The organism is Acidovorax sp. GW823-FHT01C06 (genome assembly GCF_058798375.1).
Window position 1 is genome coordinate 42,215 of the sequence record NZ_JBXAKN010000001.1, and the last position, 22,711, is coordinate 64,925.

The following is a 22,711-nucleotide window of genomic DNA, read 5'->3' on the forward strand; positions in this document are numbered from 1 at the left end:
GCAGTGGCTTCAGGCCGTGGCGACGGCCCGGGGCGCGCGCACGCGTTCGTCGCCCAGGAAGCCGAAGTTCATCGCGGGCTGTTCGCCGCTGATGAGCTCGGCCAGCGCCTTGCCCGAGCCCGCGCCGTGCGTCCAGCCCAGCGTGCCGTGGCCCGCATTCACCCACAGCTTGCCCACGCGGGTCTGCCCGATGAACGGGATGTTGGTGGGCGTGGCCGGGCGCAGGCCGGTCCAGTACTGCGGGTCACCGCCTTCTTCGGGCGTGCGGGTGTCGCACACGCCGGGCAGGATGGCTTCGATGCGGCGCGACAGCATGTGGCAGCGTGCGCGGGCCAGTGTGCTGTCCAGCGTCAGGTCCCAGCCGTTGAGTTCGATGGTGCCCGCCACGCGCAGGTGGTTGCCCAGGCGGCTCATGGCGATCTTCTTGCCGTCGTCGATGGTGGAGACCATGGGCGCGCCCTCGGGCTTGAGCAGCGGGAACGTGGCGCTGTAGCCCTTGCCAGGGTAGATCGGCAGGTCCACGCCCACGCTGCGCAACAGCGGCGCGCTGTAGGAGCCGCAGGCCACGACCACGGCGTCGGCCTTCAGGATGAAGTCTTTTTTGCCCCCGCCGCTGGACTGGCGTGCCATGACAGCTACCGAATCAATAGCGTTGCCGATCTTGTTCAGGCGCAGCACGTCGTGGCCATAGAGGAACTGCGCGCCGCGCGCCATGCAGCGGCGGGCGAGTTCCTGCGTGAACACGCGCGCGTCGCCGCTCTCGTCGGTGCTGGTGTAGGTGCCGCCGGTGATCTTGTCGCCGTAGGCCTTGAACGCGGGCTCGATCTGCAGCAGTTCGTCGCGGCTCACCAGGCGCCGTTGCACGCCGTGCTTGCGCATGAGCTCCACCGCATGGCCCGCGGCGTCGAAGGACTTCTGGTCGGTGTAGAAGTGGGCGATGCCGCGTTCGAGCCGGTTGTACTCAATGCCCGTGGTGGTCACCAGGTCCTTGAGCGCGGCATGGCTGTAGGCGCCCAGCGCCACGATCTGCTGCACGTTGCGCTCGAATGCCGCGTCGTTGCACTGCGCCAGGAACTGCAGGCCCCAGCGCCATTGCTGCCAGTCCATCTGGGGGCGGAACAGCAGCGGCGCCTCTTTGTCGAACATCCACTTGAGCGCCTTGAGCGGTGCCTCGCGGTTGGCCCAGGGCTCGCAGTAGCTCACCGAGATCTGCGCCGCGTTGGCAAAGCTGGTTTCGAGCGCCGCACCGGGCTGGCGGTCGACCACGATGACCTCGTGGCCGCGTTCGAGCAGGTGCCACGCGGTGCTGATGCCGATGATGCCGGCGCCCAGGATGATGGTTTTCATGGGGCGCAGTGTGCGCGACATTGCGTTGGACTAAAAGCAAAATTAAACTTGATGCAAAAACATCAGTCCACCTAATAAAGCAACCCTGGCCACGCCCTTTTCAGCCCCCCGGAAGACCCCATGAGCACCTACGACCCCGCAGCCCTGGAATGCCTTGCCGCCATCGTCGAGGAAGGCGGCTTCGAACGCGCCGCACAGCGCCTGAATGTCACGCAGTCGGCGGTGTCGCAGCGCCTGCGCGCGCTGGAGGCGCAGGTGGGCTCGGTGCTCATCGTGCGCAGCCGTCCGCTGCGGCCCACCTCGGCGGGGCAGTTGCTGCTCAAGCACACCAAGCAGCTGCGACTGCTGCGCGCCGACCTGGAGCGCGACCTGCACGAACTCGCGCCCAGCGCCCCCGGCGGCACGCGTGAGGACGAACGCATCTCGATCGCCATCAATGCCGACAGCATCGCCACCTGGGCCATGGGCGCGCTGCACGACCTGGTGCGCCAGCGCCTGCCGCTCGAAATCATCGTGGACGACCAGGACTTCACCCAGGAATGGCTGCGCTCCGGCCAGGTGCTGGGCTGCGTGACCACGCTCAAGCAGGCCCTGCGCGGCTGCAAGATGGTGCCTCTGGGCGCCATGCACTACGTGGCGGTGGCGTCTGCGCCCTATGCGCAGCAGCACCTGCCCCAGGGGCTCACGCCGCACAACTTCCGCGAAGTGCCGTTCCTGTCGTTCAACCGCAAGGACGACATGGCCGCCGAATTCGTGGCCCGTGCCTTCGGCCTCAAGCGCGTGGCGCTCAACCACCTGTTCGTGCCCGGGTCGGAGGCGCAGATGCGCGCCGTGGCCGCCGGCTGGGCGGTGGGCGTGGTGCCCGAGCTGCTGGCGCGCGGGCCCATCGCCGACGGCAGCATGGTGGACCTGGCGCCCGGCCGCAGGCTGCCGATCCAGCTGTACTGGCACTGCTGGAACCTGGAGTCGGCGGTGCTGGACGCGCTCACGGCCGCGCTCACGGCCACGGCCGCCCGCACGCTCGAGGCGCCGGCGGCCTAGCCGGGGCGGCGGCTGCGTTCAGTGCGGCCGGCCCACCACGAGATGGCACGAGGCCATGGGCGCCAGCGTCTGCCCCACCGTGCATCGGGTCTCATCACCCGGGCCCTGGATGCGGTGCGCGGCGGTCACGCTCACGGCGGTGATCCGCTGGGGGCGGTCCGTGGTGTTGCGCACCTCGTAGGCGTGCAGGTAGTCGGCGAATGCACGTTCCAGGTCGGGGTGGTCGGGAATGTCGGCCACGCCCCCCGCCGGGTTGTCCAGCGGGACATCGCTGGAGGGCACCGCGATCGCCTGTCCGCCCCACGGCATGCACAGCAGCGCCGCGCAGGCCAGCAGCCCCGGCACGATGGCGCGGACCACGCCGTGTCCCGCGTGGCGCAGCAGGTGGCGGGCCGCGGCGGCCAGGAGCAGCACCAGCACCAGCAGCCCCCATTGCGACAGCGTGGGCACGGCGGCCGGGGCCGCCAGCGGGGCATAGGCCACCGCGCCCACGGGCGCGCCCTGGGCCCAGGCGGCGGGGGCTGCAGCGGCGGCGGCCCACAGCAGGGCGATGCGTGGGGCGGTTGCGGGGTGACGGGAGGGATGGTTTTTTTGCATGAAATTGCCTTGTAGCGCTTGTTTTAAAAGGGTGATTAGCTATTGTTTTGGGAGTGACGCGCGAGCCCTGCGACGGGACCCGGGCCGCCGTCGGTCAAGGCCAAGCCCACGCTGCGCCGGTTGGTTGGCCGCGAAAAGGGTGGCGGCGATGCCGCGGACAAGGAACATGGTGGCGCGCACGGAGAAGAAGTGAAGGAGGGCTGCCGCGCATGCTAGGCAGCATTCACGGCGCGGCTTGACTGTGCGTTTCAGGGCGCTTGACTGCCCGTGCCGCCGAGGGATCGGGCAAAAACGGGTGCTACACCCTCAAGCCGCGCAGCCAGTCCGCGTATTCGGCGGTGGTCTGCCCGCTGGCGCCGTCCGGGCCCTTGCGGGGCGCTTGCCAGCCGCGCCCCATGGCACGCACGTCGCTGGGCGTGAGGCCAAAGGTCGTGCGAAAGGCGCGGCTGAAATGCGCCTCGCTGGTGAACCCGGCGCGCGTGGCGATCTCGCCCACCCGCAGCCGGCGGTTGGCCGGGTTGGCCAGCGCGTGGAACGCCCGGGCCAGGCGCTGCTGCTGCACGTAGTGCGCCACGCCGCCCAGCGGCTCGAACAGCCGGTACAGCATGCTGCGCGAGACGCCGAACGTGCGGCTCAGCAGCTCGGGGCTGAGCGGGGCCCCCAGGTGCTGCGCGATGTATTGCTGGATGCGTTCGAGGGTGACACCCTGGATCTGTGGCTCCGCCTGGGCGAGGGTGTCGCGGCCCGGGCGCAGGCAGGCCGCCAGCATCTGCGTGGTGGCCTGCACCACGGCGGGCGCCTCGGGGAGGGTGACGGTGGGCAGCCGCCGATGCAGCGACTGCAGGTAGTCGCTGAGCAGCCCGCCCAGCGCCGTGTGGCCGCGCAGCACCGTGCCGTGCAGGTCGGCCGAGGGGCTGCAAAAGGCCTCGTCGGCGATCTCGCGGGGCACGACGATGGACAGGACGTGCGAGGGGCTGGCGTAGGTGCGCTGCGTGCGGCCGAGGTCGAACACGGTGATGTCGCCCGCGCGCACCTGCATGTCCACGCCGTCGTCGTGCTGGCCCACGAAACCGCCGCTGCGGTACCACTGCACCAGGTAGTGGTTGACCCCGTCGCGCGCCACGCGCGGCGTACCGCGCGAGAACTGCTGCCGGCCAAAGCGCAGGTCGCCCACCAGCAGGGCGCCCAGGTGGCTGGCGGTGACCGATGCACTGAAGCTCTCCAGCGGATCGCGGTCCAGCGGCGCGACATCGAAGACCACCGAAATGCTGCTGCGCCAGGCCTCGAAGCGCTCTTCGCCGGAACCCTGGTCGGTGGTGAAAACTGTCGATGGCAGGGCGTGCGGCGTGGACATGGCGGCGCGATTATGGGGGCGGGTGCTGCAGTGCACCAGCGCAGATTGCCCGCCCTCGCGCCCAGGCCTGCGGCACGATTCCTGCTGGAGAAAACGTGAACGACGTAGTTGCATTGCAACTTGGTCATTTATTTTTTTACTGTGATGTATAAAATGGACGCCATGCAAACGCAGCCCCCCAAAGCCTCGTTCAAGGAGCAGATGCACCAGGCGCGCGAGGATGCCATCCTCCAGTCCACCTGCCAGCTCCTGGGCGAAAAGGCCTTCGACGCCATGACCATGGACGATGTGGCCAACGCCGTGGGCATTGCCAAGGCCAGCCTGTACAAGCACTTTTGCAGCAAGGAAGAGCTGTGCAGCGCCGCCATGGTGCAGATCCTGGCGCGGGTGCGGGCCTATCTGGCGGACCTGCCCGCCGAAACGCCACCCCTCGAAAAGCTCCATGCGCTGGTGCGCTGGTCGCTGGAGCGCCTGCTGAGCAATGAAATGCCGCTGTTGCCCAGCCGCAACTCCACGCTGCGCGCGGTGCTCATGGCCAACAAGGACTATCTCAACGGCCTGGTGGCGGTGAGCGACCAGATCGGCGAATGGATCACCCAGGCCCAGGCCGAGGGCGTGATCAACCCCACGCTGCCACCGCTGGTGGTGCTGTACACCTTGTATGCGCGGGCCTGTGACCCGGTGGTGAGCTTCCTCAAGGAAGGCGGCCAGTATTCGGATGCGCAGATCGTGGATCTGGTGGTGCGCACCTGTTTCGACGGGCTGGCTGCGCGGTAGCGGCAGCCCGTTCCGGCGTTTCGCACCTCGCAAGAAAGCCCGGCATGCCGGGCTTTCTTGTCTTGTGGGCGAAAAACCCTGCCGAGGCAGGGCGCGGCCTGCGCCGGGCGGCGGGGCTCAGCGCACGAGCAGCACGGGCACCTTGCTGTGGGCGAGCACCTGCGTGGTGACCGAACCCATGACCAGGGTGGCCAGGGCTCCGTGGCCGTGGGAGCCCATCACCAGCAGGTCGAACTTGCCGCTGTCGGCCACCTTGGCGATGTTCTCGCCCACCGTGCCGACCTTGACGCTGCGCTTGGCCTCCACACCGTGGCGCGCGAGAAACTTGCACACGGGCGCCAGGATTTTCTCGGCTTCTTCGGCGTGGTAGTTCTCCACGACTTCCTTGCCCAGGGCCGCGCGGGCACGCGCGGGCAGCGGGGCCTGCACGGTGAGCACCGTGTACTGGTGGTTGCCCCCCAGCAGTTCTTCGTGGGTGGCCAGGTAAGCCAGCATTTTCTTGGTGTAGGCGCTGCCGTCGACAGCAAGCAGGATGTTCATGGTGTTCTCCGAAAAGGAATGGGTCAGACTAACGTGCGCGGACTTCTGTTGTCTTGACCTGGGTCATGTTTTTTCCTCTGCACTGCGGGGCGGCAGGGCCCCGTGCGCCGATCATAAGGTGATGCAGCACTGCGCCTGGAACGCCGCCTGCTCGCCCTTGCGCGCATAACCCAGCGGATTGGCCACGACACGGCACTGCCACGGCGTGCCGTCCTCGCGCAGGCCCCGTGCCGTGTAGTCGCTCGGGGCATGCAGGTGCCCGTGCAGCCACAGCTGCGCGCGGGGCAGCAGGGCGTCCAGCGCGTTGCAGAAGCCCGCCGTGCCCGGCACCATGCCGTAGCGCGGGTCGGCACTGCGCAGGCTGGGCGCGAAGTGCGTGGCCACGACCGTGGGCCCGTCGAACGGGACCGCGAGCGCGTCGCCCAGCCACTGCTGGCAGACCAGGGCCTGGTCGCGCACGGCCTCGGCGAGGAACGGCTGCGCATGGCGGGTGCCGCCCGTCTTGCGCAGATAGAAATTCGCCGCCCGGAAAGCCTTGTCGCGCAGCTTCAGGCGCCTGGCCAGGTCGGTGGTGCCTTCATGGTCCGCCAATGCGTCGAAATCGCTCCAGAGCGTGGTGCCCACGAAGCGGACACCTTGAAGAGTGGCCACCTCCCGCTCCAGCCAGGTGATCCCCAGCCGTTCGCAGGTCCTGCGCAGCCGCTGGTGGGCCGCATCGAAATCCTGCGCGTCGTATTCGTGGTTGCCGGGCACGAAGAGCACCGGCGTGGGCCAGCCCGCGTACGGGGCCAGGGGCGAGAACCGGGCGAGGCCGAAGTCATCGTCCTGCAGCAGCGAGCCCTGCTGGTAGGAGCCCACGTCCCCCGCAAGCACCAGCACATCGGCGCCGGGGGCCGGTTCGGGGATGAAATGGGGGTGCGCCTCAAGGTGCAGATCGGACAGCAGCTGGATGTTCATGGAGCGCGCAGTCTACGGGCTAGGGGTGGGACGGGGCGAATCGAATGCCGTGGCGGCACCCCGAAATGCGCCAGATCCCGCCGCAAGGCACTGCCGCGGCAGGCCGCGCTGGGGTGGGTGGGGGGATGCCCGCGCCCGGGCCTCACGGTTCGGGAAAGGTACGGCGCGCCGAGCGCGCCAGGGCGTGCAGCAGCCAGGTCATCGCCGCCTGCTGCGGGCCGCGGCGGCGCCACAGGGCATCGACGTGCACGGGCGGGACGTCCAGCGGCAGGGCCCGTTGCACCAGCGCGTCGGAGATGCCCGTGACGGGCACGAAGTGGCGCGGCAGCACCGTCAGCAGGTCCGAACCCGACACCACGCGCCCGGCGGTGAAGAACTGGTTGACCGTGATCACCACCTTGCGCTCGCGGCCTAGTGAGGCCAGCGCCTCGTCGATGAAACCGAAAGGGCGGCCGGAAAAGCTCACCAGCATGTGCCGGGCAGCGCAATAGGCGTCCAGGGTGAGCGGCGCGTCCGCCAGCGGGTGGCCCTGGCGCATCACGCACACGTATTCCCCGTCGTAGAGGCGGCGGCTCTCGAACGCGACCGCCCCGCCCGACTGCGCGCGTGCCGTGAGGTCCGCCAGCACGGCCGGAAAGTAGCCCACCGCCATGTCGGCGGCTTCCTCGTCGAGCAGGCGCCGGGGGTCGCGGGTGGTCAGGGGCAGCACCCGGATCGAAATGCCGGGGGCCTCGCGCTCGATGATCTCCACGAGGGCGGGAACCAGCGTGGCCGCCGTGGCATCGGCCATGGCCAGCACAAAGGTGGACTCGGCCGTGGCGGGCTCGAAGCGCCCCGGCGCCAGGGAGTCCTGCAGATGGGCCAGGGCCTCGCGCACGGGGGGCCACAGCGCCAAGGCGCGGGGCGTGGGCTCGACCCCCTGGCCGCTGCGCACCACCAGTTCATCCCCCAGCACGTCGCGCAGCCGGCGCATGGCATTGCTCACGGCGGGCTGGGTGATGGACAGCTTGTGCGCCGCGCGCGTGAGGCTGCGCTCGGCCATCACCTCGTCGAAGACGCGCAACAGATTCAGGTCCAGCGAGCGGAAGTTCAAGGGTGTCATGGCAATTCATCACCATTATGAATATCAATGATTCAAAATATAAACTTGAACATGCAAAGGGTAAACCCTAATATCACCCCATCGCCCGGCAATCTCGCCACAAGCGTTAGAAAAGGGAAACCGAAATGACCAGCTTTGCACACGTTGACTACCCCACTGAACACCCCGGCGTGGTCCGCGCCGAAAACGCCGCCGCCGCTCTGAAGAGCGTGGCCGCCAACTTTGACGGCGCCCGTGGCGCCGCCACCCTGCTGCTCGCGGCCGTCGTGTCGGCACTGCTGGTCGTGGCCAACCAGGTGATCGACACCTGGAGCGAAGGCCACCTGCTGGCCGCGTGGATGGTGCTGTGGCTGGTGGCGTTCGCCGCCCTGGCCCTGCTGACCGCCCCGGCACGCCGTGCTGGCGCCGCTCTGCGCGTGGCAGGGCGCGCCTGGGCGGAAAACCGCCGCCGCGCCGCGGACGACGAGCGCACCTGGCAAGTCGCCATGAAGGATCCCCGCATCATGGCTGAACTGAACCACGCAATGGGCATCCCCACGGTGAACGATATCCGCACGTACTACTGAGACCGCGCTGCGCGGCCGGCGCGGCAGTCCCGATCCCCTTGAAGCCGTGGCGAACGCTCGCCACGGCTTTTTTCATGGTCCGGCTGTCCTGCGCCTGGCCTGTTTCCCCCCCTGGCGCCGGCCCATGAAAAAACCGCCCGTTCGGCAGAAGGGGCGGTTTCTCGGACTGGGAAGAACAGGGTTTTATGCAGCCAGGCGTTTTTCCAGCAGGGCCTTGGTATCCAGCAGGGCCGTGGGCAGGTGGTAGGCCAGTTGCTCGAAGTGGGCATCGTGCAGCTTGAACTCATCGGCCCAGGCCGCCTTGTCGATGCTGGTCACGGCGTCGAACTTCTGGGCGCTGAAATCCAGACCCGTCCAGTTGATCTCGGCGTACTGGGGCGCCACGCCGAACATGGTTTCCTGGCCTTGGGCCTGGCCTTCGATGCGGTCGATCATCCACTTGAGCACGCGCATGTTGTCGCCGTAGCCGGGCCAGACGAACTTGCCGGCCTCGTCCTTGCGGAACCAGTTCACGCAGAAGACCTTGGGCACGGCCTTGCCGGTGGCGGCGATCTTGCCTTCCATGTTCAGCCAGTGCTGGAAGTAGTCGCTCATGTTGTAGCCGCAGAACGGCAGCATGGCGAAGGGGTCGCGGCGCACCACGCCCTGGGCCCCGAAGGCGGCGGCGGTGGTCTCGGAGCCCATGGTGGCGGCCATGTACACGCCCTCCGTCCAGGTGCGGGCTTCCGTCACCAGCGGCACGGTGGTGGAGCGGCGGCCGCCGAAGATGAAGGCGTCGATCGCCACGCCGTTGGCGTCGTCCCACTGCGCATCGAGCGCCGGGTTGTTGGTGGCGGCCACCGTGAAGCGCGAGTTGGGGTGGGCCGCCTTGGCGCCGGTTTCCTTGGCGGTCTGGGGCGTCCAGTCCTTGCCTTGCCAGTCGATCAGGTGGTCCGGGAGCTTGCCGGTGTCCTTTTCCATGCCTTCCCACCACACGTCGCCGTCGTCGGTCAGGGCCACGTTGGTGAAGATCACGTCCTTGTCCAGGCTCTTCATGCAGTTGGGGTTGGTGTGCATGTTCGTGCCGGGGGCCACGCCAAAGTAGCCGGCTTCAGGGTTGATGGCATACATCTTGCCGTCGGCATGGGGCTTGATCCAGGCGATGTCGTCACCGATGGTGGTGACCTTCCAGCCGGCAAAGCCTGCTTCGGGCGGCACCAGCATCGAGAAGTTGGTCTTGCCGCAGGCGCTGGGGAAGGCGGCGGCCACGTGGTACTTCTTGCCGGCGGGGTTGGTCACGCCCAGGATGAGCATGTGCTCGGCCAGCCAGCCCTGGTCGCGGCCCATGGTCGACGCGATGCGCAGGGCCAGGCACTTCTTGCCCAGCAGCGCGTTGCCGCCGTAGCCCGAGCCGTACGACCAGATCTCGCGCGTTTCGGGGTAGTGCACGATGTACTTGACCTTGGGATTGCAGGGCCAGCTGGTCGTGTCCTTTTCACCTTCGGCCAGGGGGGCGCCCACGGTGTGCATGCAGGGCACGAACTCGCCTTCCACGCCCAGCACGTCGTACACGGCCTTGCCCATGCGGGTCATGAGGCGCTGGTTCACGGCCACGTAGGCGCTGTCGGTCAGCTCCACGCCGATGTGGGCGATGTGGCTGCCCAGGGGGCCCATGCTGAAGGGCACCACGTACATGGTGCGGCCCTTCATGCAGCCGTCGAACAGGGGCTGCAGCGTGGCCCGCATTTCAGCGGGGGCCATCCAGTTGTTGGTGGGGCCTGCGTCTTCCTTGGCGGCCGAGCAGATGTAGGTGCGGTCTTCCACGCGGGCCACGTCCGACGGGTCGGACCAGGCCAGGAAGCTGCCGGGGCGCTTGGCGGGGTTGAGCTTCTTGAAGGTGCCGGCGTCGACCAGCTGCTGGCACAGGCGGTCGTACTCTTCCTTGCTGCCGTCGCACCAGTAGATGGTGTCGGGCTTGCACAGGGCGGCCATGTCGGCCACCCAGGCGAGCAGCCGGGCGTTCTTGACGTAAGCGGGGGCGTTGAGATTCAGGCCCTGCATGGTGGGTGCGTTCATCGGGAGCTTCCTAAGTTGAAAAACAGTTTTTTCAAAGGAAGCGGACCCGGTGGATCGCGGCAAGGCCTGGCGCAGTTGCGATGCTGAGCGCTGCCTTTGAAAAAACGGCTTTCGTGCTCAGTCGGCGGGCGGGAGCGTGGATCAGCCCCACGGGGTGGAGGCTATTTCCACGGATTCCGCGGGTCGGCTGGGGTGTCAATTTTATGAATCTGCCGACCGCTTGTCTGTCAGACTGGGGCTAAAACCATGCAAAAGATGCATGAGGTTATGCATCACAATCCGCCCAGTCCCGCTCTGTCCCGCCCTTCAGGTGCTGGGCTGGCCTGTCTGGCCGGCCTGCCACCGCGCATGGCCCGCCTTGCGCAACTCGCACGCCGGGCAGGTGCCGCAGCCGTAGCCCCAGGCATGCAGCGTGTCGCGCACCCCGTGGTAGCAGGTGTGCGACTCGGTGATGATGAGATCCACCAGCGCGTCGCCGCCCAGGGTGCGGGCCAGCTCCCAGGTGGCGGCCTTGTCCAGCCACATGAGCGGCGTCTCGAACGTGAAGCGCTGCCCCATGCCCAGCGACACGGCGACCTGCAGCGCCTTGAGCGTGTCGTCGCGGCAGTCGGGGTAGCCCGAGAAGTCGGTTTCGCACATGCCGCCCACCAGCGTGTGCAGCCCGCGCCGGTAGCCCACGGCGGCGGCCAGGTTGAAGAACAGCAGGTTGCGCCCCGGCACGAAGGTGTTGGGCAGGCCGGCGGCGGTCATCTGGATCTCGGCGTCGCTGGTCAGCGCCGTGTCGCTGATGCGGCCCAGCACGGCCAGGTCGATCATGTGGTCGTCGCCGAGCCGGTCACGCCATGGCCCGAAGCGGGACCGCAGGGCCGCCAGCACGGCCTGCCGGGCCTGCAGCTCCACATGGTGGCGCTGGCCGTAGTCGAAGCCGATGGTTTCCACGCGCTCGAACTGCGTGAGCGCCCAGGCCAGGCAGGTGGTGGAGTCCTGGCCACCGGAAAAAAGGACGAGGGCGTGTCCGGGTCTCATGGGGTCTCCTGGTGACGGGGGTGGTGCAAGGCGAAAAAAAGCCCCGCGCAGCGGGGCTTGTGGCGGTGCCAGGGCAATCGATCAGGCCATGTACACGGCGATGAAGGCCAGCAGGAACATCATGATGCCGCCGACCACGGGCAGCACCACGGGAATCACGTGAACCACGTTTTCCACGGGATCGTGCGGGAGCGATTCGGGGGCGTGCGTAGTGTGGTGGTCGGACATGGTGTGGGCTCCAGATGCTTAAAACTTGCGCAATTCTAGCCGCGCCGGCGTGCACGGGGCTGAAAACCCCGCGCCGGGGGTCAGATCAGGTCGGCCTCCATGCCCGCCGAACGCAGCTTGCCCAGCACCTCGTCCACGTGCGCCTTGCTCCTTGTCTGCAGGACCAGCTCGATCTCCACGTTCTGCGCGGCCAGCATGGTGAACGCGCGCTGGTGGTGCACTTCCTCGATGTTCGCGCCCGCGTCGGCCACGGTGGCGGTGATGCGCGCGAGCACGCCCGGCACGTCGCGCGCGCTGACCTTGATGCGCGCCAGCCGGCCCGAGCGCACCATGCCGCGCTCGATGATGGCGGCCAGCAGCAGCGGATCGATGTTGCCCCCCGAGAGCACCAGCCCCACGCGCTTGCCCCTGAAGCGGGCGGGGTGGCGCACCAGCGCCGCCAGGGCCGCGGCGCCCGCGCCCTCGACCAGGGTCTTTTCGATCTCCAGCAGCATCAGCACGGCCTGCTCGATGTCGCCTTCGTCCACCAGCACCAGGTCGTCCACCAGGCGCTGCACCACCTCCTGGGTGATCTTGCCCGGGGTGCCCACGGCAATGCCCTCGGCGATGGTCGAGGTGCCCATGGGGTGCTGCGTGTGCCGCACGGCGTTGACCATCGACGGAAAGCGCGCCGCCTGCACGCCCACGATCTCGATGCCGGGCTTGAGCGCCTTGGCCGCCGTGGCCATGCCGGCGATCAGCCCGCCCCCGCCGATGGCGACGACCAGCATGTCCAGATCGGGCTGGGCGGCGAGCATCTCCAGCGCGACCGTGCCCTGGCCCGCGGCAATGGCTTCGTCGTCGTAGGGGTGCACGAACGTCAGCCCCTGCGCATCGGCCAGCCCGTAGGCGTGGGCCCGGGCTTCTTCGAGCGTGTCGCCGTGCAGCACCACCTCGGCGCCGAAGCCGCGGGTGCGCTCCACCTTCACGCCGGGCGTGAAGCGCGGCATCACGATCACCGCGCGCAGGCCCAGGCGCTGCGCGTGGTAGGCCACGCCCTGGGCATGGTTGCCCGCGCTCATGGCCACCACACCCGGCGTCGTTCCGGGCGCCGCGCCGCGGGCACGTTCCGCGTCGACCAGCAAGGTGAGCCGGTTGCAGGCGCCCCGCTCCTTGAACGAGGCCGTGAACTGCAGGTTCTCGAACTTGAGGAATACCTGCGCGCCCACGATCTGCGAGAGCGTCTTGGATTCCACACAGGGGGTGTCCAGCACCTGGCCCTGCAGGCGGGTGGCGGCGTCTCGGATGTCTTGGAGGGTCAGCATGGCGCCATTGTGGCGCAGGCCCGCGTGCCGCAGGCCCCCCGACATGGACATGGGAAGAAAATGGCCGCCAGCGCTTGAGGGGTAAGCGCTGAATGCTATCAAAATGGAAGCATCTACTTGATGCCCAGCCTGCGCGCCAGCTTGTGCAGGTTGCTCGCGTCCACCTCCAGCGCACGCGCCGCCTGGGCCCAGTTGCCCTGGTGGCGCGCCAGGGCCTGCGTGATGGCGTGCCGCTGGCAGGCATCCACGGCGTCGCGCAGCGGGCCTTCGGCGGTGGTGGGGGTGGGCGGCGTGGTGGCCACGGCGGGGGCGCTGGCGTCCGGCGGGGCATGGGCCACGCTGGCAGCGTCGGCGTCCAGGTCGAGCAGTGCAGGCTCCAGCGTCACGATGTCGGCGCGGTTCACGCCCCGGCTCAGGGCCTTGAGGGCGGCGCGGCTGACCACATGCTCCAGCTCGCGGATGTTGCCGGGCCAGGGGTAGCGGCGCAGTGCGTCCTGTGCGCTGGCCGACAAGCGCAGGCTGCGCAGGCCCAGGCGCGCGCGGTTCAGTTCCAGAAAACGACCTGCCAGCAGCAGCACATCGTTGCCCCGTTCGCGCAGCGGCGGGATGGGCACGGGGTACACCGACAGCCGGTGGTACAGGTCGGCGCGGAACGCGCCGTCGCGCACCTGCTCGCGCAGGTTGCGGTTGGTGGCGGCGATCACGCGCACGTCCACGCGGCGCGGGCGGTCGGCGCCCAGGCGCTGGATCTCGCCGTTCTGCAGCGTGCGCAGCAGCTTGGCCTGCACGGCCAGCGGCAGCTCGCCCACCTCATCCAGGAACAGCGTGCCGCCCTCGGCGGCCTCGAAGCGCCCGGGCCGATCGGCCACTGCGCCGGAGAACGCGCCGCGCACGTGGCCGAAGAGTTCGCTCTCGGCCAGAGACTCGGGCAGCGCCGCGCAGTTCACGTGCACCAGGGGCTTGGTGCGGCGCGTGGACTGGCGGTGCAGCAGGCGCGCGAACAGCTCCTTGCCCACGCCGGTTTCGCCCAGCAGCAGCACCGGCAGGTCCGAGCCCGCCACCACCGTGAGCTCGTGCAGCAGGCGCAGCAGGGGCTCGCTCTGGCCAACGATCTCCATGTCGCCATCGCTTGCGCGGGTGGTGCGCTCGTCGTCGGCGCTGCGGGTGTGGGGGGCGCTGCGCAGCGCCTGCACCTCGCGCTCCAGCCGCGAGATGCGCACGGCCGCCTCCACCAGCACCTTGCAGTCGGCCAGCGCGGCGCGTGCGGCCTCGCCGAAGGTGCCGGTCTGCAGTGCGTCCAGCGTCAGCACGCCCCAGGGCTGGCCGTCCACCCACAGGCTCACGCCCATGCAGTCGTGCACGGGCAGGGGCTCGCCCACCAGGGTGTCGAGCAGGCCGTCGTAGGGGTCGGGCAGGGTGCTGTCGTGGTCGAAACAGGTCACCTCGCGCCGCGCCAGGATGGCGGCGAGCCGGGGGTGCTGGTTGACCACGAAGCGCCGGCCCAGCGCCTCGCGCACCAGGCCCTCCACGGCCACGGGGCGCAGGTGGTCTTCCTCCAGCTGCAGCAGGGCCACGGCCCCGCAGTGAAAGCGCGTGCGCAGGTGGTCCGCCAGCCGCTGCAGGCGCACGGCCTGGGGCAGATCGGTGGCCAGGTCGGCGAGCAGGGGGCTATGGTCCATGGTGATATTTACCTTTGATGGGTGAATTAAACCCTATCCATGGATGGTCAAAAAGACCATGACCGCTGCAAGTGGTTGATTTGATGGGCCTGCAGCCCTGGCCCGGCGCTTGCGATGTGGACAGTGACACCGATTCACTCGTTCCGAAAAGCCATGACCACAAGACCCCGACCCCACGCCGCCAGCGCACGCTGGCGCCGCCCCTTCGTTGTTGTTCTGTTGAAGCAGGAGGCCCGCCATGGGTAACTACCGCAAGCTCTGGTTCACGCTGATCGGCGTGCTCATCGTCACCTTCAGCCTGCTGGGCTACTACGGCGCCGAGGTCTACCGCACCGCGCCGCCCATTCCCGCCAGGATCGCCACGGCCGGGGGTGAAGTGCTTTTCACCCACGACAGCATCCTCGACGGCCAGACCGCCTGGCAGTCGGTGGGCGGCATGCAGCTGGGTTCCATCTGGGGCCACGGCGCCTACCAGGCACCCGACTGGACGGCCGACTGGCTGCACCGCGAGCTGCTCAACTGGCTGGAAGTGGCGTCCGAGCGCGCCCATGGCAAGCCGTTTGCAGACATCGACGCCGCCGCCCAGGCCGTGCTGCGCGACCGCATGAAGACCGAGTACCGCACCAACACCTACCACCCCGAGACGGGTGTGGCCACGGTGTCCTCGGTGCGGGCCGACGCGATCGCGATGACCGCGCTGTACTACGACCAGCTTTTCAGCGACGTGCCCGCGCTGCACAAGACCCGCGAGCACTTCGCCATGAAGGAGAACACCCTGCCCAGCGCCGAGCGGCGCGCGCAGATGACGGGTTTCTTCTTCTGGACGGCCTGGGCCGCCGCCACCGAGCGCCCCGGCACCACGGCGACGTACACCAACAACTGGCCCCACGAGCCGCTGATCGGCAACAAGCCCACGGCCGAGAACATGGTCTGGTCCGTGATGAGCGTGGTCGTGATGATGGCGGGCGTGGGCTTCCTCGTGTGGGGCTGGTCCTTCCTGCGCAAGCACGACGAGGTGGAGCCCACGCCACCCCAGCACGACCCGCTCTCGCGCGTGCCGCTCACGCCCTCGCAGCGCGCCCTGGGCAAGTATTTGTTCCTCATCGTGGCGCTGTTCAGCTTCCAGGTGCTGCTGGGCGGCTTCACGGCCCACTACACGGTGGAAGGCCAGCAGTTCTACGGCATCAACGTGTCGCAGTGGTTCCCCTATTCGCTGGTGCGCACCTGGCACATCCAGAGCGCGCTGTTCTGGATCGCCACGGGCTTCCTGGCCGCGGGCCTGTTCCTGGCGCCGCTCATCAATGGCGGCAAGGACCCGGCTTACCAGAAGCTGGGCGTGGACATCCTGTTCTGGGCGCTGGTCGTGGTGGTGGTGGGCTCGTTCGCGGGCAACTACCTGGCCATCGCGCAGATCATGCCGCCCGAGTGGAACTTCTGGCTGGGCCACCAGGGCTATGAATACGTGGACCTGGGCCGCCTGTGGCAGATCGGCAAGTTCACCGGCATCGCTTTCTGGCTGGTGCTCATGCTGCGCGGCATCGTGCCGGCGCTGCGCACCCCCGGCGGCGACAAGAACCTGCTGGCGCTGCTGACGGCGTCGGTGGTGGCCATCGGCCTGTTCTACGGCGCGGGCTTCTTCTACGGCGAACGCACCCACCTGTCGGTGATGGAGTACTGGCGCTGGTGGGTGGTGCACCTGTGGGTCGAGGGCTTCTTCGAAGTCTTCGCCACCACGGCGCTCGCCTTCATCTTCTCGACGCTGGGGCTGGTGTCGGTGCGCATGGCCACCACGGCCAGCCTGGCCTCGGCCTCGCTGTTCATGCTGGGCGGCGTGCCCGGCACCTTCCACCACCTCTACTTTGCAGGCACCACCACCCCGGTGATGGCGGTGGGCGCGGCCTTCAGCGCGCTCGAAGTGGTGCCGCTGGTCGTGCTGGGCCACGAGGCCTGGGAACACTGGCGCCTGCAGCACCGCACGCCCTGGATGGCCCGCCTGCGCTGGCCGCTGATGTGCTTCGTGGCCGTGGCCTTCTGGAACATGCTGGGCGCGGGTGTCTTCGGCTTCATGATCAACCCGCCCATCTCGCTGTACTACGTGCAGGGCCTGAACACCACGCCGGTGCATGCCCACGCCGCGCTGTTCGGGGTGTATGGCTTCCTGGCGCTGGGCTTCACGCTGCTGGTGCTGCGCTACATCCGACCGCAGCTGGTGTTCAGCGAGCGGCTCATGAAGACGGGCTTCTGGTGGCTCAACGCCGGCCTGGTGCTGATGATCGCCACCAGCCTGTTCCCCATCGCCCTGTTCCAGTTCCACGCGAGCGTGAGCGAAGGCCTGTGGTACGCCCGGGGCGAGGCCTTCATGCAGCAGCCCTTCATCCAGACGCTGCGCTGGGTGCGCACCTTCGGCGACGTGGTCTTCATCGTCGGCGCGCTGGCCATGGCCTGGCAGGTGGTGAGCGGTGTGTTCGGTTCGCGGGCCCCGGCCGCTTCCACGGGGGCCTACCTGGCACAGGCCCGCCGCTGAAATGCACCGTGCGCGGCGGCAGCCACAAGCGGCCACCGCGCTCACACACCGTTTGCCCACAAGGACTGACCATGAACCTCGACAAATTCAAGCACCAGCACACCGACATCCTGCGCAGCATCGCCACCTTGCGCGCCCTGGCCCACGCGGGCGTGCAGGCCAACGCCACGGCCATCGCGCAGGGCATCGTGGCGATGAGCGGCACCATCAAGCTGCATCTGGCCGTGGAAGACCAGGTGCTCTACCCCGCACTGCAGCGCGGTGGCAACCCCGAACTGGCGCGCCTGGGCCGCCAGTACCAGAGCGAGATGGCCTCTATTGCCAGCGCCTACGACGCCTTTGCGCGCCGCTGGAACACGGCCGAGGCCGTGCGCCGCGATGCGCAGGGCTTTCGGGACGAGGCCAACGTGGTGCTGCGCCGGGTGTTCGAGCGCATGCAGCGCGAAGACCATGACTTTTATCCGCGCATCGAGGAGGAAGAAACCGCCGCCTGCCATTGAGCGCCCACGCGAACGCAGCCCGGCCGCAGCGGTGGAGCCCCAGCAGCCCCTAGCCCCCAACAAAAACACCCACCTTTTCCACGCACACCTCTTGTGCTCCAGCGTGCCATCACACGCACCCCCATCCATCGGTAGGGCCTGACGGCACCTTCCTTTCGCCGGCCTTTGTGCCGGCATTTTTTTTACCCCTGCTTACTGCCTCGATTGTGTTGGGTCAAACTACCTATAGTGGCTGGTGGGTATCGTGGACACCATAGGTAGTGTTTTTAACCCGTTCCACAGATTGGTCGAACCCATGGCGTCCACCCTTTCCACCTTGCCCCGCGAAGTCGTTTTGCGCAGCGGCCAGCGCGTTCCTTTTGACGCCGAACGCATCCGCGCCGCGCTGGCCAGCGCGGGCCAGGCCTCGGGTGAATACGGCGCCGACGAAGCGGCGTTGCTCACCGCCCAGGTCACCAAGGTGCTGATCCACCGCTTCCATGGCGAGGCACCCACCATCGAGCAGATCCAGGACGTGGCCGAGCAGACGCTGATCGCCGCCAACCACCTGGCGACCGCGCGCGCCTACATCGTCTACCGCGAGCAGCACGCCCAGCTCCGCGCCGACCGGCAGACGCTGGTCGATGTGGAAAGCTCCATCAACGAATACCTCACGCGCGCCGACTGGCGCGTGAACGCCAACGCCAACCAGGGTTACTCGCTGGGCGGGCTGATCCTGAACGTGGCGGGCAAGGTCACGGCCAACTACTGGCTGTCGCACGTCTACACGCCTGAGATCGGCGAGGCGCACAGGAGCGGCGACCTGCACATCCACGACCTCGACATGCTCAGCGGCTACTGCGCGGGCTGGTCGCTGCGCACGCTGCTGCACGAGGGGCTCAACGGCGTGCCGGGCAAGGTGGAGGCGGGGCCGCCCAAGCACATGAGTTCGGCCGTGGGGCAGATCGTGAACTTCCTGGGCACGCTGCAAAACGAGTGGGCGGGCGCGCAGGCGTTCTCGTCGTTCGACACCTACATGGCGCCCTTTGTGCGCATTGATGCCATGGACTACGCCGCCGTGCGCCAGTGCATCCAGGAGCTGGTCTACAACCTCAACGTGCCCTCGCGCTGGGGCACGCAAACGCCGTTCACCAACCTCACCTTCGACTGGACCTGCCCCGAGGACCTGCGCGAGCAGGTGCCCGTGATCGCTGGCGTGGAAATGCCGTTCAGCTACGGCGAGCTGCAAGCCGAGATGGACCTCATCAACCGCGCCTACATCGACGTGATGACCACGGGCGATGCCAAGGGCCGGGTGTTCACCTTCCCCATCCCCACGTACAACATCACCAAGGATTTTCCGTGGGAGAGCGAGAACGCGCAGCTGCTGTTCGAGATGACGGCCAAGTACGGTCTGCCGTACTTCCAGAACTTCATCAACTCCGAGCTGGAGCCCAACATGGTGCGCTCCATGTGCTGCCGCCTGCAACTCGATTTGCGTGAACTGCTCAAGCGCGGCAACGGCCTGTTCGGCAGCGCCGAGCAGACGGGCAGCCTGGGCGTGGTCACTATCAACTGCGCGCGCCTGGGCTACCAGCATGCGGGCGATGAGGCGGGCCTGTTCGCCGCGCTCGACCGCCTGCTGGAACTGGGCAAACAAAGCCTGGAGACCAAACGCAAGCTCATCCAGCGCCTGATGGACCAGGGCCTGTTCCCCTACACCAAGCGCTACCTGGGCACCTTGCGCAACCACTTTTCCACGCTGGGCGTGAACGGCATCAACGAGATGGTGCGCAACTTCACGGCGGACCGGCACGACATCACCAGCGAATGGGGCCACGCGTTTGCCGTGCGCCTGCTCGACCACGTGCGCGAGCGCATGACGGCCTTCCAGGAAGAAACCGGCCACCTCTACAACCTGGAGGCCACGCCCGCCGAAGGCACCACCTACCGCTTCGCCAAGGAAGACAAAAAGCGCTGGCCCGCCATCCTGCAGGCGGGCACGTCCGAGCAGCCTTACTACACCAACTCCTCGCAGCTGCCCGTGGGCTTCACCGACGACCCGTTCGAGGCCTTGATGCGGCAGGAGGCGCTGCAATCCAAATACACCGGCGGCACCGTGCTGCACCTGTACATGGGCGAGCGCTTGTCCAGCGGCGCGGCCTGCCGCGATCTGGTGCGGCGCGCGCTCACGCGCTTTCGCCTGCCCTACATCACCGTCACGCCCACGTTCTCGATCTGCCCCACGCACGGCTACCTGGCGGGCGAGCACCCGTTCTGCCCGCGCTGCGACGAAGAGCGGCTGGACGCCAAGCGGCGGCGGCTGGCGGCCTGACCTCGAATTTCAAACCAAATTGGCCTGTAGCGCTTATCAATAAAGCGCTGGCAGCTATCAATAAAGAAGCATTTTTTAACCATGAAGGAGATCACATGAGCCATTTCTCTACCCCCGAACAGGCCGCCCTGGCCGCCGTGCAGCTCACCGACGGCGAGCGCCAGCCCTGCGAGGTCTGGACCCGCGTCATGGGCTACCACCGCCCCGTGGCCAGCTTCAACACGGGCAAGCAGGGCGAGCACGCCGAGCGCCGTTTCTTTTCAGAGCAGGCGCGTGGTGGAAGCAACGCCTGCTGAGGCGCCGCCAGCGTCCGCGCTGCGGCTGGGCGGCATGACGCCGCTCACCACCATCGACTTCCCCGGTCGCCTCGCGGCCGTTTTCTATTGCCAGGGTTGCCCCTGGCGCTGCGGCTACTGCCACAACCCCGGGCTGCTCGACGCCGCCGCGCCCCCGGCGTTGCCGTGGGACCAGGCGCTGCAGTTCCTGCACAGCCGCCGGGGCCTGCTCGACGGCGTGGTGTTTTCGGGCGGTGAGCCGACGCTGCAAGCCGCGCTGCCCGCTGCGGTGGATGCCGTGCGCGCACTGGGCCTGCAGGCTGCGTTGCACACCGGCGGCATGTACCCCGGGCGGCTGGCGGCGCTGCTGCCGCGCCTCCACTGGGTGGGGCTGGACATCAAGGCCCTGCCGCAGCGTTACGACGCCATCACCGCCACCCCCGGCAGCGGCGCGCGCGCCTGGGCCGCGCTCGATGCCATGCTGGCCCATGGCATCGACCACGAATGCCGCACCACCTGGCACGCGGGCCTGTTTGGTGTGGACGAATTGCTGGAACTGGCCCAGGCCCTGGCCGCGCGCGGGGTGCGGCATTGGGCGCTGCAGGAATGCCGCGTGCTCGGCGCCCCGGCCTGGGCGCTGGCGCCCACACACCAGCAGCAACTGGCCGCGCTGTTTTCCGGATTCACCTTGCGCCGGGTGTGAGCGCCGGGCGCAGATTTCCTGCGTTGCAGATCCCTGCATGAAATGAACCTGCAAATACGGCCGCTGTTGCACACGCTTTGATGCGCGTCAGAGGTGCTTTGCGCGGCCCGCGCGGATCATTCGCGCCACCGCCGCACACCGGCACCACCTTGTCAGGAAATCCTCCATGAACCCCCTCGGCCTCCAGCTGCTGCACGCGCTCAAAACCCACGGCGCGCGCGAGATCTTCGGCATCCCCGGTGATTTCATCCTGCCCTTGTTCGCGCAGATCGAGGAAAGCGGCATCCTGCCGCTGGTCACGCTCAGCCACGAACCCTCGCTGGGTTTTGCCGCCGATGCCGCCGCGCGCATGCACTGCGGGCTGGGCGTGGTGGCTGTCACCTACGGCGCGGGCGCGCTCAACGTGGTCAATGCGGTGGCGGGGGCCTATGCCGAGCGCTCGCCGCTGGTGGTGCTGGCCGGCTGCCCCGGCGAGGTCGAGGCTCATTCCGGCCTGGTGCTGCACCACCAGGTGCGCCATGTCGATTCGCAGTGGCGCATCTTCCGCGAGATCACCTGCGACCAGGTGCGCCTGTCCGACCCCGCCACCGCGCCAGCCGACCTTGCCCGCGTGCTGCGCAGCTGCCGCGAATACTCGCAGCCCGTGCTCATCGAGGTGCCGCGCGACATGACGCTGCACCCCATGGCCGAGGTGCCGGTGCTGCCCCCCAGCCCGTTCAACGCAGCCGCCGTGGCCGAATGCGCCGACGAATGGATGGCCCGCATCCAGGCTGCCCGGCGCCCCGTGCTGGTGGTGGACGTGGAGGTGCGCCGCTTTGGCCTGGAAGCCCGCGTGGCCGAACTCGCGCGCCGCCTTCAGCTGCCCGTGCTCACCACCTTCATGGGCCGGGGCCTGCTGGCCGAGGACGCGGGGCATGCCGGCGTGCCCTTCCACGGCACCTACCTGGGCGTGGCGGGCGCACCGGAGACCAGCGCGCTGCTGGACGACTCCGACCTGCCCGTGATGCTGGGCGCCATCCTGTCGGACAGCAACTTCGGCGTGAGCGCCCAGCGCATGGACTTCCGCCGCGCGCTGATCGCCGCGCACCGCGAGGCGCGCGTGGGCCACCACCTGTACCCGGACATCCCCCTGGCCGCGCTGGTGGAGGCGTTGCTGGCCCGTGCCCCGGCAGCGGGTGTTGCGACGGCACGTGCGCTGCCACCCCCGCCCATCTGCCCCGAAGGCCTGGTGGCCGACGATGCGCCCGTGTGTGCGGCCGACCTCTCCCGCGCGCTCAACGACCGCATCCGCACGCACGGCCCCATGAACATCGTCTCGGACATCGGCGACTGCCTGTTCGCCGCCATGGAGCTGCTGCCCACGCCGCTGGTGGCACCGGGCTACTACGCGTCGATGGGGTTCGGGGTGCCGGCCGGCATCGGCGCCCAGGTGGCCACGGGCCAGCGCAGCCTCATCCTCGTGGGCGACGGTGCCTTCCAGATGACGGGCTGGGAGCTGGGCAACTGCCCGCGCCTGGGGCTGGACCCCATCGCCATCGTGCTCAACAACCAGACCTGGGAAATGATCCGCGCGTTCCAGACCACGTCGCGCTGCGCCGCGCTCGGCGACTGGCACTTGGCCGAGGCCGCCGACGCGCTGGGCGGGCGCGGCCACCGGGTGCACACGCGCGCCCAGTTCAAGGCGGCGCTCGATGCCGCGTTTGCCGAACGTGGGCGCTTCCAGCTCATCGAGCTGATGGTGCCGCCGGGCGACAGCACGCCCACGCTGCGGCGTTTTTCAGAGGGCATTCGCGCGCTGCGCGCGGGAAGGTAGCCCTCCCCG

General features: G+C 68.4%; 20 protein-coding genes. 9 read left to right on the plus strand and 11 right to left on the minus strand.

The genetic code is table 11. The features are described 5' to 3' along the window. Positions 1 to 9: 9 nt before the first annotated feature. A complete protein-coding gene (locus AC1RCS_RS00220) occupies positions 10 to 1,347 on the minus strand; it encodes a D-amino acid dehydrogenase (RefSeq protein WP_492244800.1) in 1,338 nt (445 codons plus the stop codon). Positions 1,348 to 1,467: 120 nt separating this feature from the next. Between AC1RCS_RS00220 and AC1RCS_RS00225 the strand changes: the two genes are divergently transcribed. After that, complete coding sequence (locus AC1RCS_RS00225) at positions 1,468 to 2,388, plus strand: LysR family transcriptional regulator ArgP (protein ID WP_218296516.1); 921 nt, start codon at positions 1,468 to 1,470, stop codon at positions 2,386 to 2,388. An 18-nt stretch (positions 2,389 to 2,406) separates the two neighbouring features. Here AC1RCS_RS00225 and AC1RCS_RS00230 read toward each other — a convergent pair whose 3' ends face one another. Together AC1RCS_RS00230 and AC1RCS_RS00235 are read right to left on the minus strand one after the other, a co-directional pair. After that, positions 2,407 to 2,985 (minus strand): midcut-by-XrtH protein, encoded by a 579-nt coding sequence (locus tag AC1RCS_RS00230; protein WP_218296517.1) that lies wholly within the window; start codon positions 2,983 to 2,985, stop codon positions 2,407 to 2,409. Between the two features lie 298 nt (positions 2,986 to 3,283). After that, a complete protein-coding gene (locus tag AC1RCS_RS00235; RefSeq protein ID WP_492244799.1) occupies positions 3,284 to 4,339 on the minus strand; it encodes a helix-turn-helix domain-containing protein in 1,056 nt (351 codons plus the stop codon). 153 nt (positions 4,340 to 4,492) lie between these two features. On the opposite strand from AC1RCS_RS00235, the gene AC1RCS_RS00240 reads away from it, so the two are divergent. Further along, entirely contained in the window at positions 4,493 to 5,116 is a 624-nt protein-coding gene (locus AC1RCS_RS00240) for a TetR/AcrR family transcriptional regulator (RefSeq protein WP_218296519.1), read from the plus strand. Between the two features lie 117 nt (positions 5,117 to 5,233). On the opposite strand, the gene AC1RCS_RS00245 is transcribed toward AC1RCS_RS00240, so the two are convergent. From AC1RCS_RS00245 to AC1RCS_RS00255, 3 genes are all read right to left on the minus strand, one after another. Then, positions 5,234 to 5,656, minus strand: a complete 423-nt coding sequence (locus tag AC1RCS_RS00245; protein ID WP_218296520.1) for a universal stress protein — start codon at positions 5,654 to 5,656, stop codon at positions 5,234 to 5,236. Positions 5,657 to 5,767: 111 nt separating this feature from the next. Beyond that, entirely contained in the window at positions 5,768 to 6,613 is an 846-nt protein-coding gene (locus AC1RCS_RS00250; protein ID WP_492244798.1) for a metallophosphoesterase, read from the minus strand. 142 nt (positions 6,614 to 6,755) lie between these two features. Beyond that, positions 6,756 to 7,715: a LysR family transcriptional regulator gene (locus AC1RCS_RS00255; RefSeq protein WP_218296522.1), complete on the minus strand. Its 960-nt coding sequence runs from the start codon at positions 7,713 to 7,715 to the stop codon at positions 6,756 to 6,758. A 125-nt stretch (positions 7,716 to 7,840) separates the two neighbouring features. Here AC1RCS_RS00255 and AC1RCS_RS00260 point away from each other — a divergent pair, with 125 nt between their 5' ends. Then, positions 7,841 to 8,281 carry a hypothetical protein gene (locus AC1RCS_RS00260; protein WP_218296523.1) on the plus strand — a complete coding sequence of 147 codons (441 nt, stop codon included), beginning with the start codon at positions 7,841 to 7,843 and terminating at the stop codon, positions 8,279 to 8,281. A 183-nt stretch (positions 8,282 to 8,464) separates the two neighbouring features. Here AC1RCS_RS00260 and AC1RCS_RS00265 read toward each other — a convergent pair whose 3' ends face one another. The 5 genes from AC1RCS_RS00265 to norR form a co-directional block, all read right to left on the minus strand. Continuing rightward, complete coding sequence (locus AC1RCS_RS00265) at positions 8,465 to 10,336, minus strand: phosphoenolpyruvate carboxykinase (GTP) (protein ID WP_492244797.1); 1,872 nt, start codon at positions 10,334 to 10,336, stop codon at positions 8,465 to 8,467. A 306-nt stretch (positions 10,337 to 10,642) separates the two neighbouring features. Further along, positions 10,643 to 11,362 carry a 7-cyano-7-deazaguanine synthase QueC gene (gene queC / locus AC1RCS_RS00270; RefSeq protein WP_369641045.1) on the minus strand — a complete coding sequence of 240 codons (720 nt, stop codon included), beginning with the start codon at positions 11,360 to 11,362 and terminating at the stop codon, positions 10,643 to 10,645. A gap of 81 nt (positions 11,363 to 11,443) precedes the next feature. After that, positions 11,444 to 11,590 (minus strand): hypothetical protein, encoded by a 147-nt coding sequence (locus AC1RCS_RS00275; protein ID WP_218296526.1) that lies wholly within the window; start codon positions 11,588 to 11,590, stop codon positions 11,444 to 11,446. 80 nt (positions 11,591 to 11,670) lie between these two features. Continuing rightward, positions 11,671 to 12,894 carry a threonine ammonia-lyase gene (locus tag AC1RCS_RS00280; protein WP_218296527.1) on the minus strand — a complete coding sequence of 408 codons (1,224 nt, stop codon included), beginning with the start codon at positions 12,892 to 12,894 and terminating at the stop codon, positions 11,671 to 11,673. 113 nt (positions 12,895 to 13,007) lie between these two features. Then, entirely contained in the window at positions 13,008 to 14,573 is a 1,566-nt protein-coding gene (gene norR / locus AC1RCS_RS00285) for a nitric oxide reductase transcriptional regulator NorR (RefSeq protein ID WP_492244796.1), read from the minus strand. Between the two features lie 238 nt (positions 14,574 to 14,811). Here norR and AC1RCS_RS00290 point away from each other — a divergent pair, with 238 nt between their 5' ends. The 6 genes from AC1RCS_RS00290 to ipdC all read left to right on the plus strand — a co-directional run bounded on the left by AC1RCS_RS00290 (position 14,812) and on the right by ipdC (position 22,702). Beyond that, positions 14,812 to 17,097: a nitric-oxide reductase large subunit gene (locus AC1RCS_RS00290; RefSeq protein ID WP_492244795.1), complete on the plus strand. Its 2,286-nt coding sequence runs from the start codon at positions 14,812 to 14,814 to the stop codon at positions 17,095 to 17,097. 71 nt (positions 17,098 to 17,168) lie between these two features. Further along, complete coding sequence (locus tag AC1RCS_RS00295) at positions 17,169 to 17,597, plus strand: hemerythrin domain-containing protein (protein ID WP_492244794.1); 429 nt, start codon at positions 17,169 to 17,171, stop codon at positions 17,595 to 17,597. 295 nt (positions 17,598 to 17,892) lie between these two features. Further along, positions 17,893 to 19,911: a ribonucleoside triphosphate reductase gene (locus tag AC1RCS_RS00300; protein WP_492244793.1), complete on the plus strand. Its 2,019-nt coding sequence runs from the start codon at positions 17,893 to 17,895 to the stop codon at positions 19,909 to 19,911. A 95-nt stretch (positions 19,912 to 20,006) separates the two neighbouring features. Beyond that, positions 20,007 to 20,207 (plus strand): anaerobic ribonucleoside-triphosphate reductase, encoded by a 201-nt coding sequence (nrdD, locus tag AC1RCS_RS00305; protein WP_369641049.1) that lies wholly within the window; start codon positions 20,007 to 20,009, stop codon positions 20,205 to 20,207. Between the two features lie 34 nt (positions 20,208 to 20,241). Beyond that, positions 20,242 to 20,889, plus strand: coding sequence for an anaerobic ribonucleoside-triphosphate reductase activating protein (locus AC1RCS_RS00310; RefSeq protein WP_492244827.1), 648 nt, complete (start codon positions 20,242 to 20,244; stop codon positions 20,887 to 20,889). A 166-nt stretch (positions 20,890 to 21,055) separates the two neighbouring features. Further along, entirely contained in the window at positions 21,056 to 22,702 is a 1,647-nt protein-coding gene (gene ipdC / locus AC1RCS_RS00315) for an indolepyruvate/phenylpyruvate decarboxylase (RefSeq protein WP_492244792.1), read from the plus strand. The last annotated feature ends 9 nt before the right edge of the window (positions 22,703 to 22,711 follow it).

Coding starts and splice junctions, on each gene's coding strand:
- AC1RCS_RS00255 (WP_218296522.1), bottom strand. CDS start 7,715: ATGACACCCTTGAACTTCCGCTCGCTGGACCTGAATCTGTTGCGCGTC.
- AC1RCS_RS00275 (WP_218296526.1), bottom strand. CDS start 11,590: ATGTCCGACCACCACACTACGCACGCCCCCGAATCGCTCCCGCACGAT.
- AC1RCS_RS00280 (WP_218296527.1), bottom strand. CDS start 12,894: ATGCTGACCCTCCAAGACATCCGAGACGCCGCCACCCGCCTGCAGGGC.
- ipdC (WP_492244792.1), top strand. CDS start 21,056: ATGAACCCCCTCGGCCTCCAGCTGCTGCACGCGCTCAAAACCCACGGC.
- AC1RCS_RS00260 (WP_218296523.1), top strand. CDS start 7,841: ATGACCAGCTTTGCACACGTTGACTACCCCACTGAACACCCCGGCGTG.
- AC1RCS_RS00230 (WP_218296517.1), bottom strand. CDS start 2,985: ATGCAAAAAAACCATCCCTCCCGTCACCCCGCAACCGCCCCACGCATC.
- AC1RCS_RS00300 (WP_492244793.1), top strand. CDS start 17,893: ATGGCGTCCACCCTTTCCACCTTGCCCCGCGAAGTCGTTTTGCGCAGC.
- AC1RCS_RS00235 (WP_492244799.1), bottom strand. CDS start 4,339: ATGTCCACGCCGCACGCCCTGCCATCGACAGTTTTCACCACCGACCAG.
- norR (WP_492244796.1), bottom strand. CDS start 14,573: ATGGACCATAGCCCCCTGCTCGCCGACCTGGCCACCGATCTGCCCCAG.
- AC1RCS_RS00245 (WP_218296520.1), bottom strand. CDS start 5,656: ATGAACATCCTGCTTGCTGTCGACGGCAGCGCCTACACCAAGAAAATG.
- AC1RCS_RS00240 (WP_218296519.1), top strand. CDS start 4,493: ATGGACGCCATGCAAACGCAGCCCCCCAAAGCCTCGTTCAAGGAGCAG.
- AC1RCS_RS00295 (WP_492244794.1), top strand. CDS start 17,169: ATGAACCTCGACAAATTCAAGCACCAGCACACCGACATCCTGCGCAGC.
- AC1RCS_RS00250 (WP_492244798.1), bottom strand. CDS start 6,613: ATGAACATCCAGCTGCTGTCCGATCTGCACCTTGAGGCGCACCCCCAT.
- AC1RCS_RS00265 (WP_492244797.1), bottom strand. CDS start 10,336: ATGAACGCACCCACCATGCAGGGCCTGAATCTCAACGCCCCCGCTTAC.
- nrdD (WP_369641049.1), top strand. CDS start 20,007: ATGAGCCATTTCTCTACCCCCGAACAGGCCGCCCTGGCCGCCGTGCAG.
- AC1RCS_RS00310 (WP_492244827.1), top strand. CDS start 20,242: ATGACGCCGCTCACCACCATCGACTTCCCCGGTCGCCTCGCGGCCGTT.
- AC1RCS_RS00225 (WP_218296516.1), top strand. CDS start 1,468: ATGAGCACCTACGACCCCGCAGCCCTGGAATGCCTTGCCGCCATCGTC.
- queC (WP_369641045.1), bottom strand. CDS start 11,362: ATGAGACCCGGACACGCCCTCGTCCTTTTTTCCGGTGGCCAGGACTCC.
- AC1RCS_RS00290 (WP_492244795.1), top strand. CDS start 14,812: ATGGGTAACTACCGCAAGCTCTGGTTCACGCTGATCGGCGTGCTCATC.
- AC1RCS_RS00220 (WP_492244800.1), bottom strand. CDS start 1,347: ATGAAAACCATCATCCTGGGCGCCGGCATCATCGGCATCAGCACCGCG.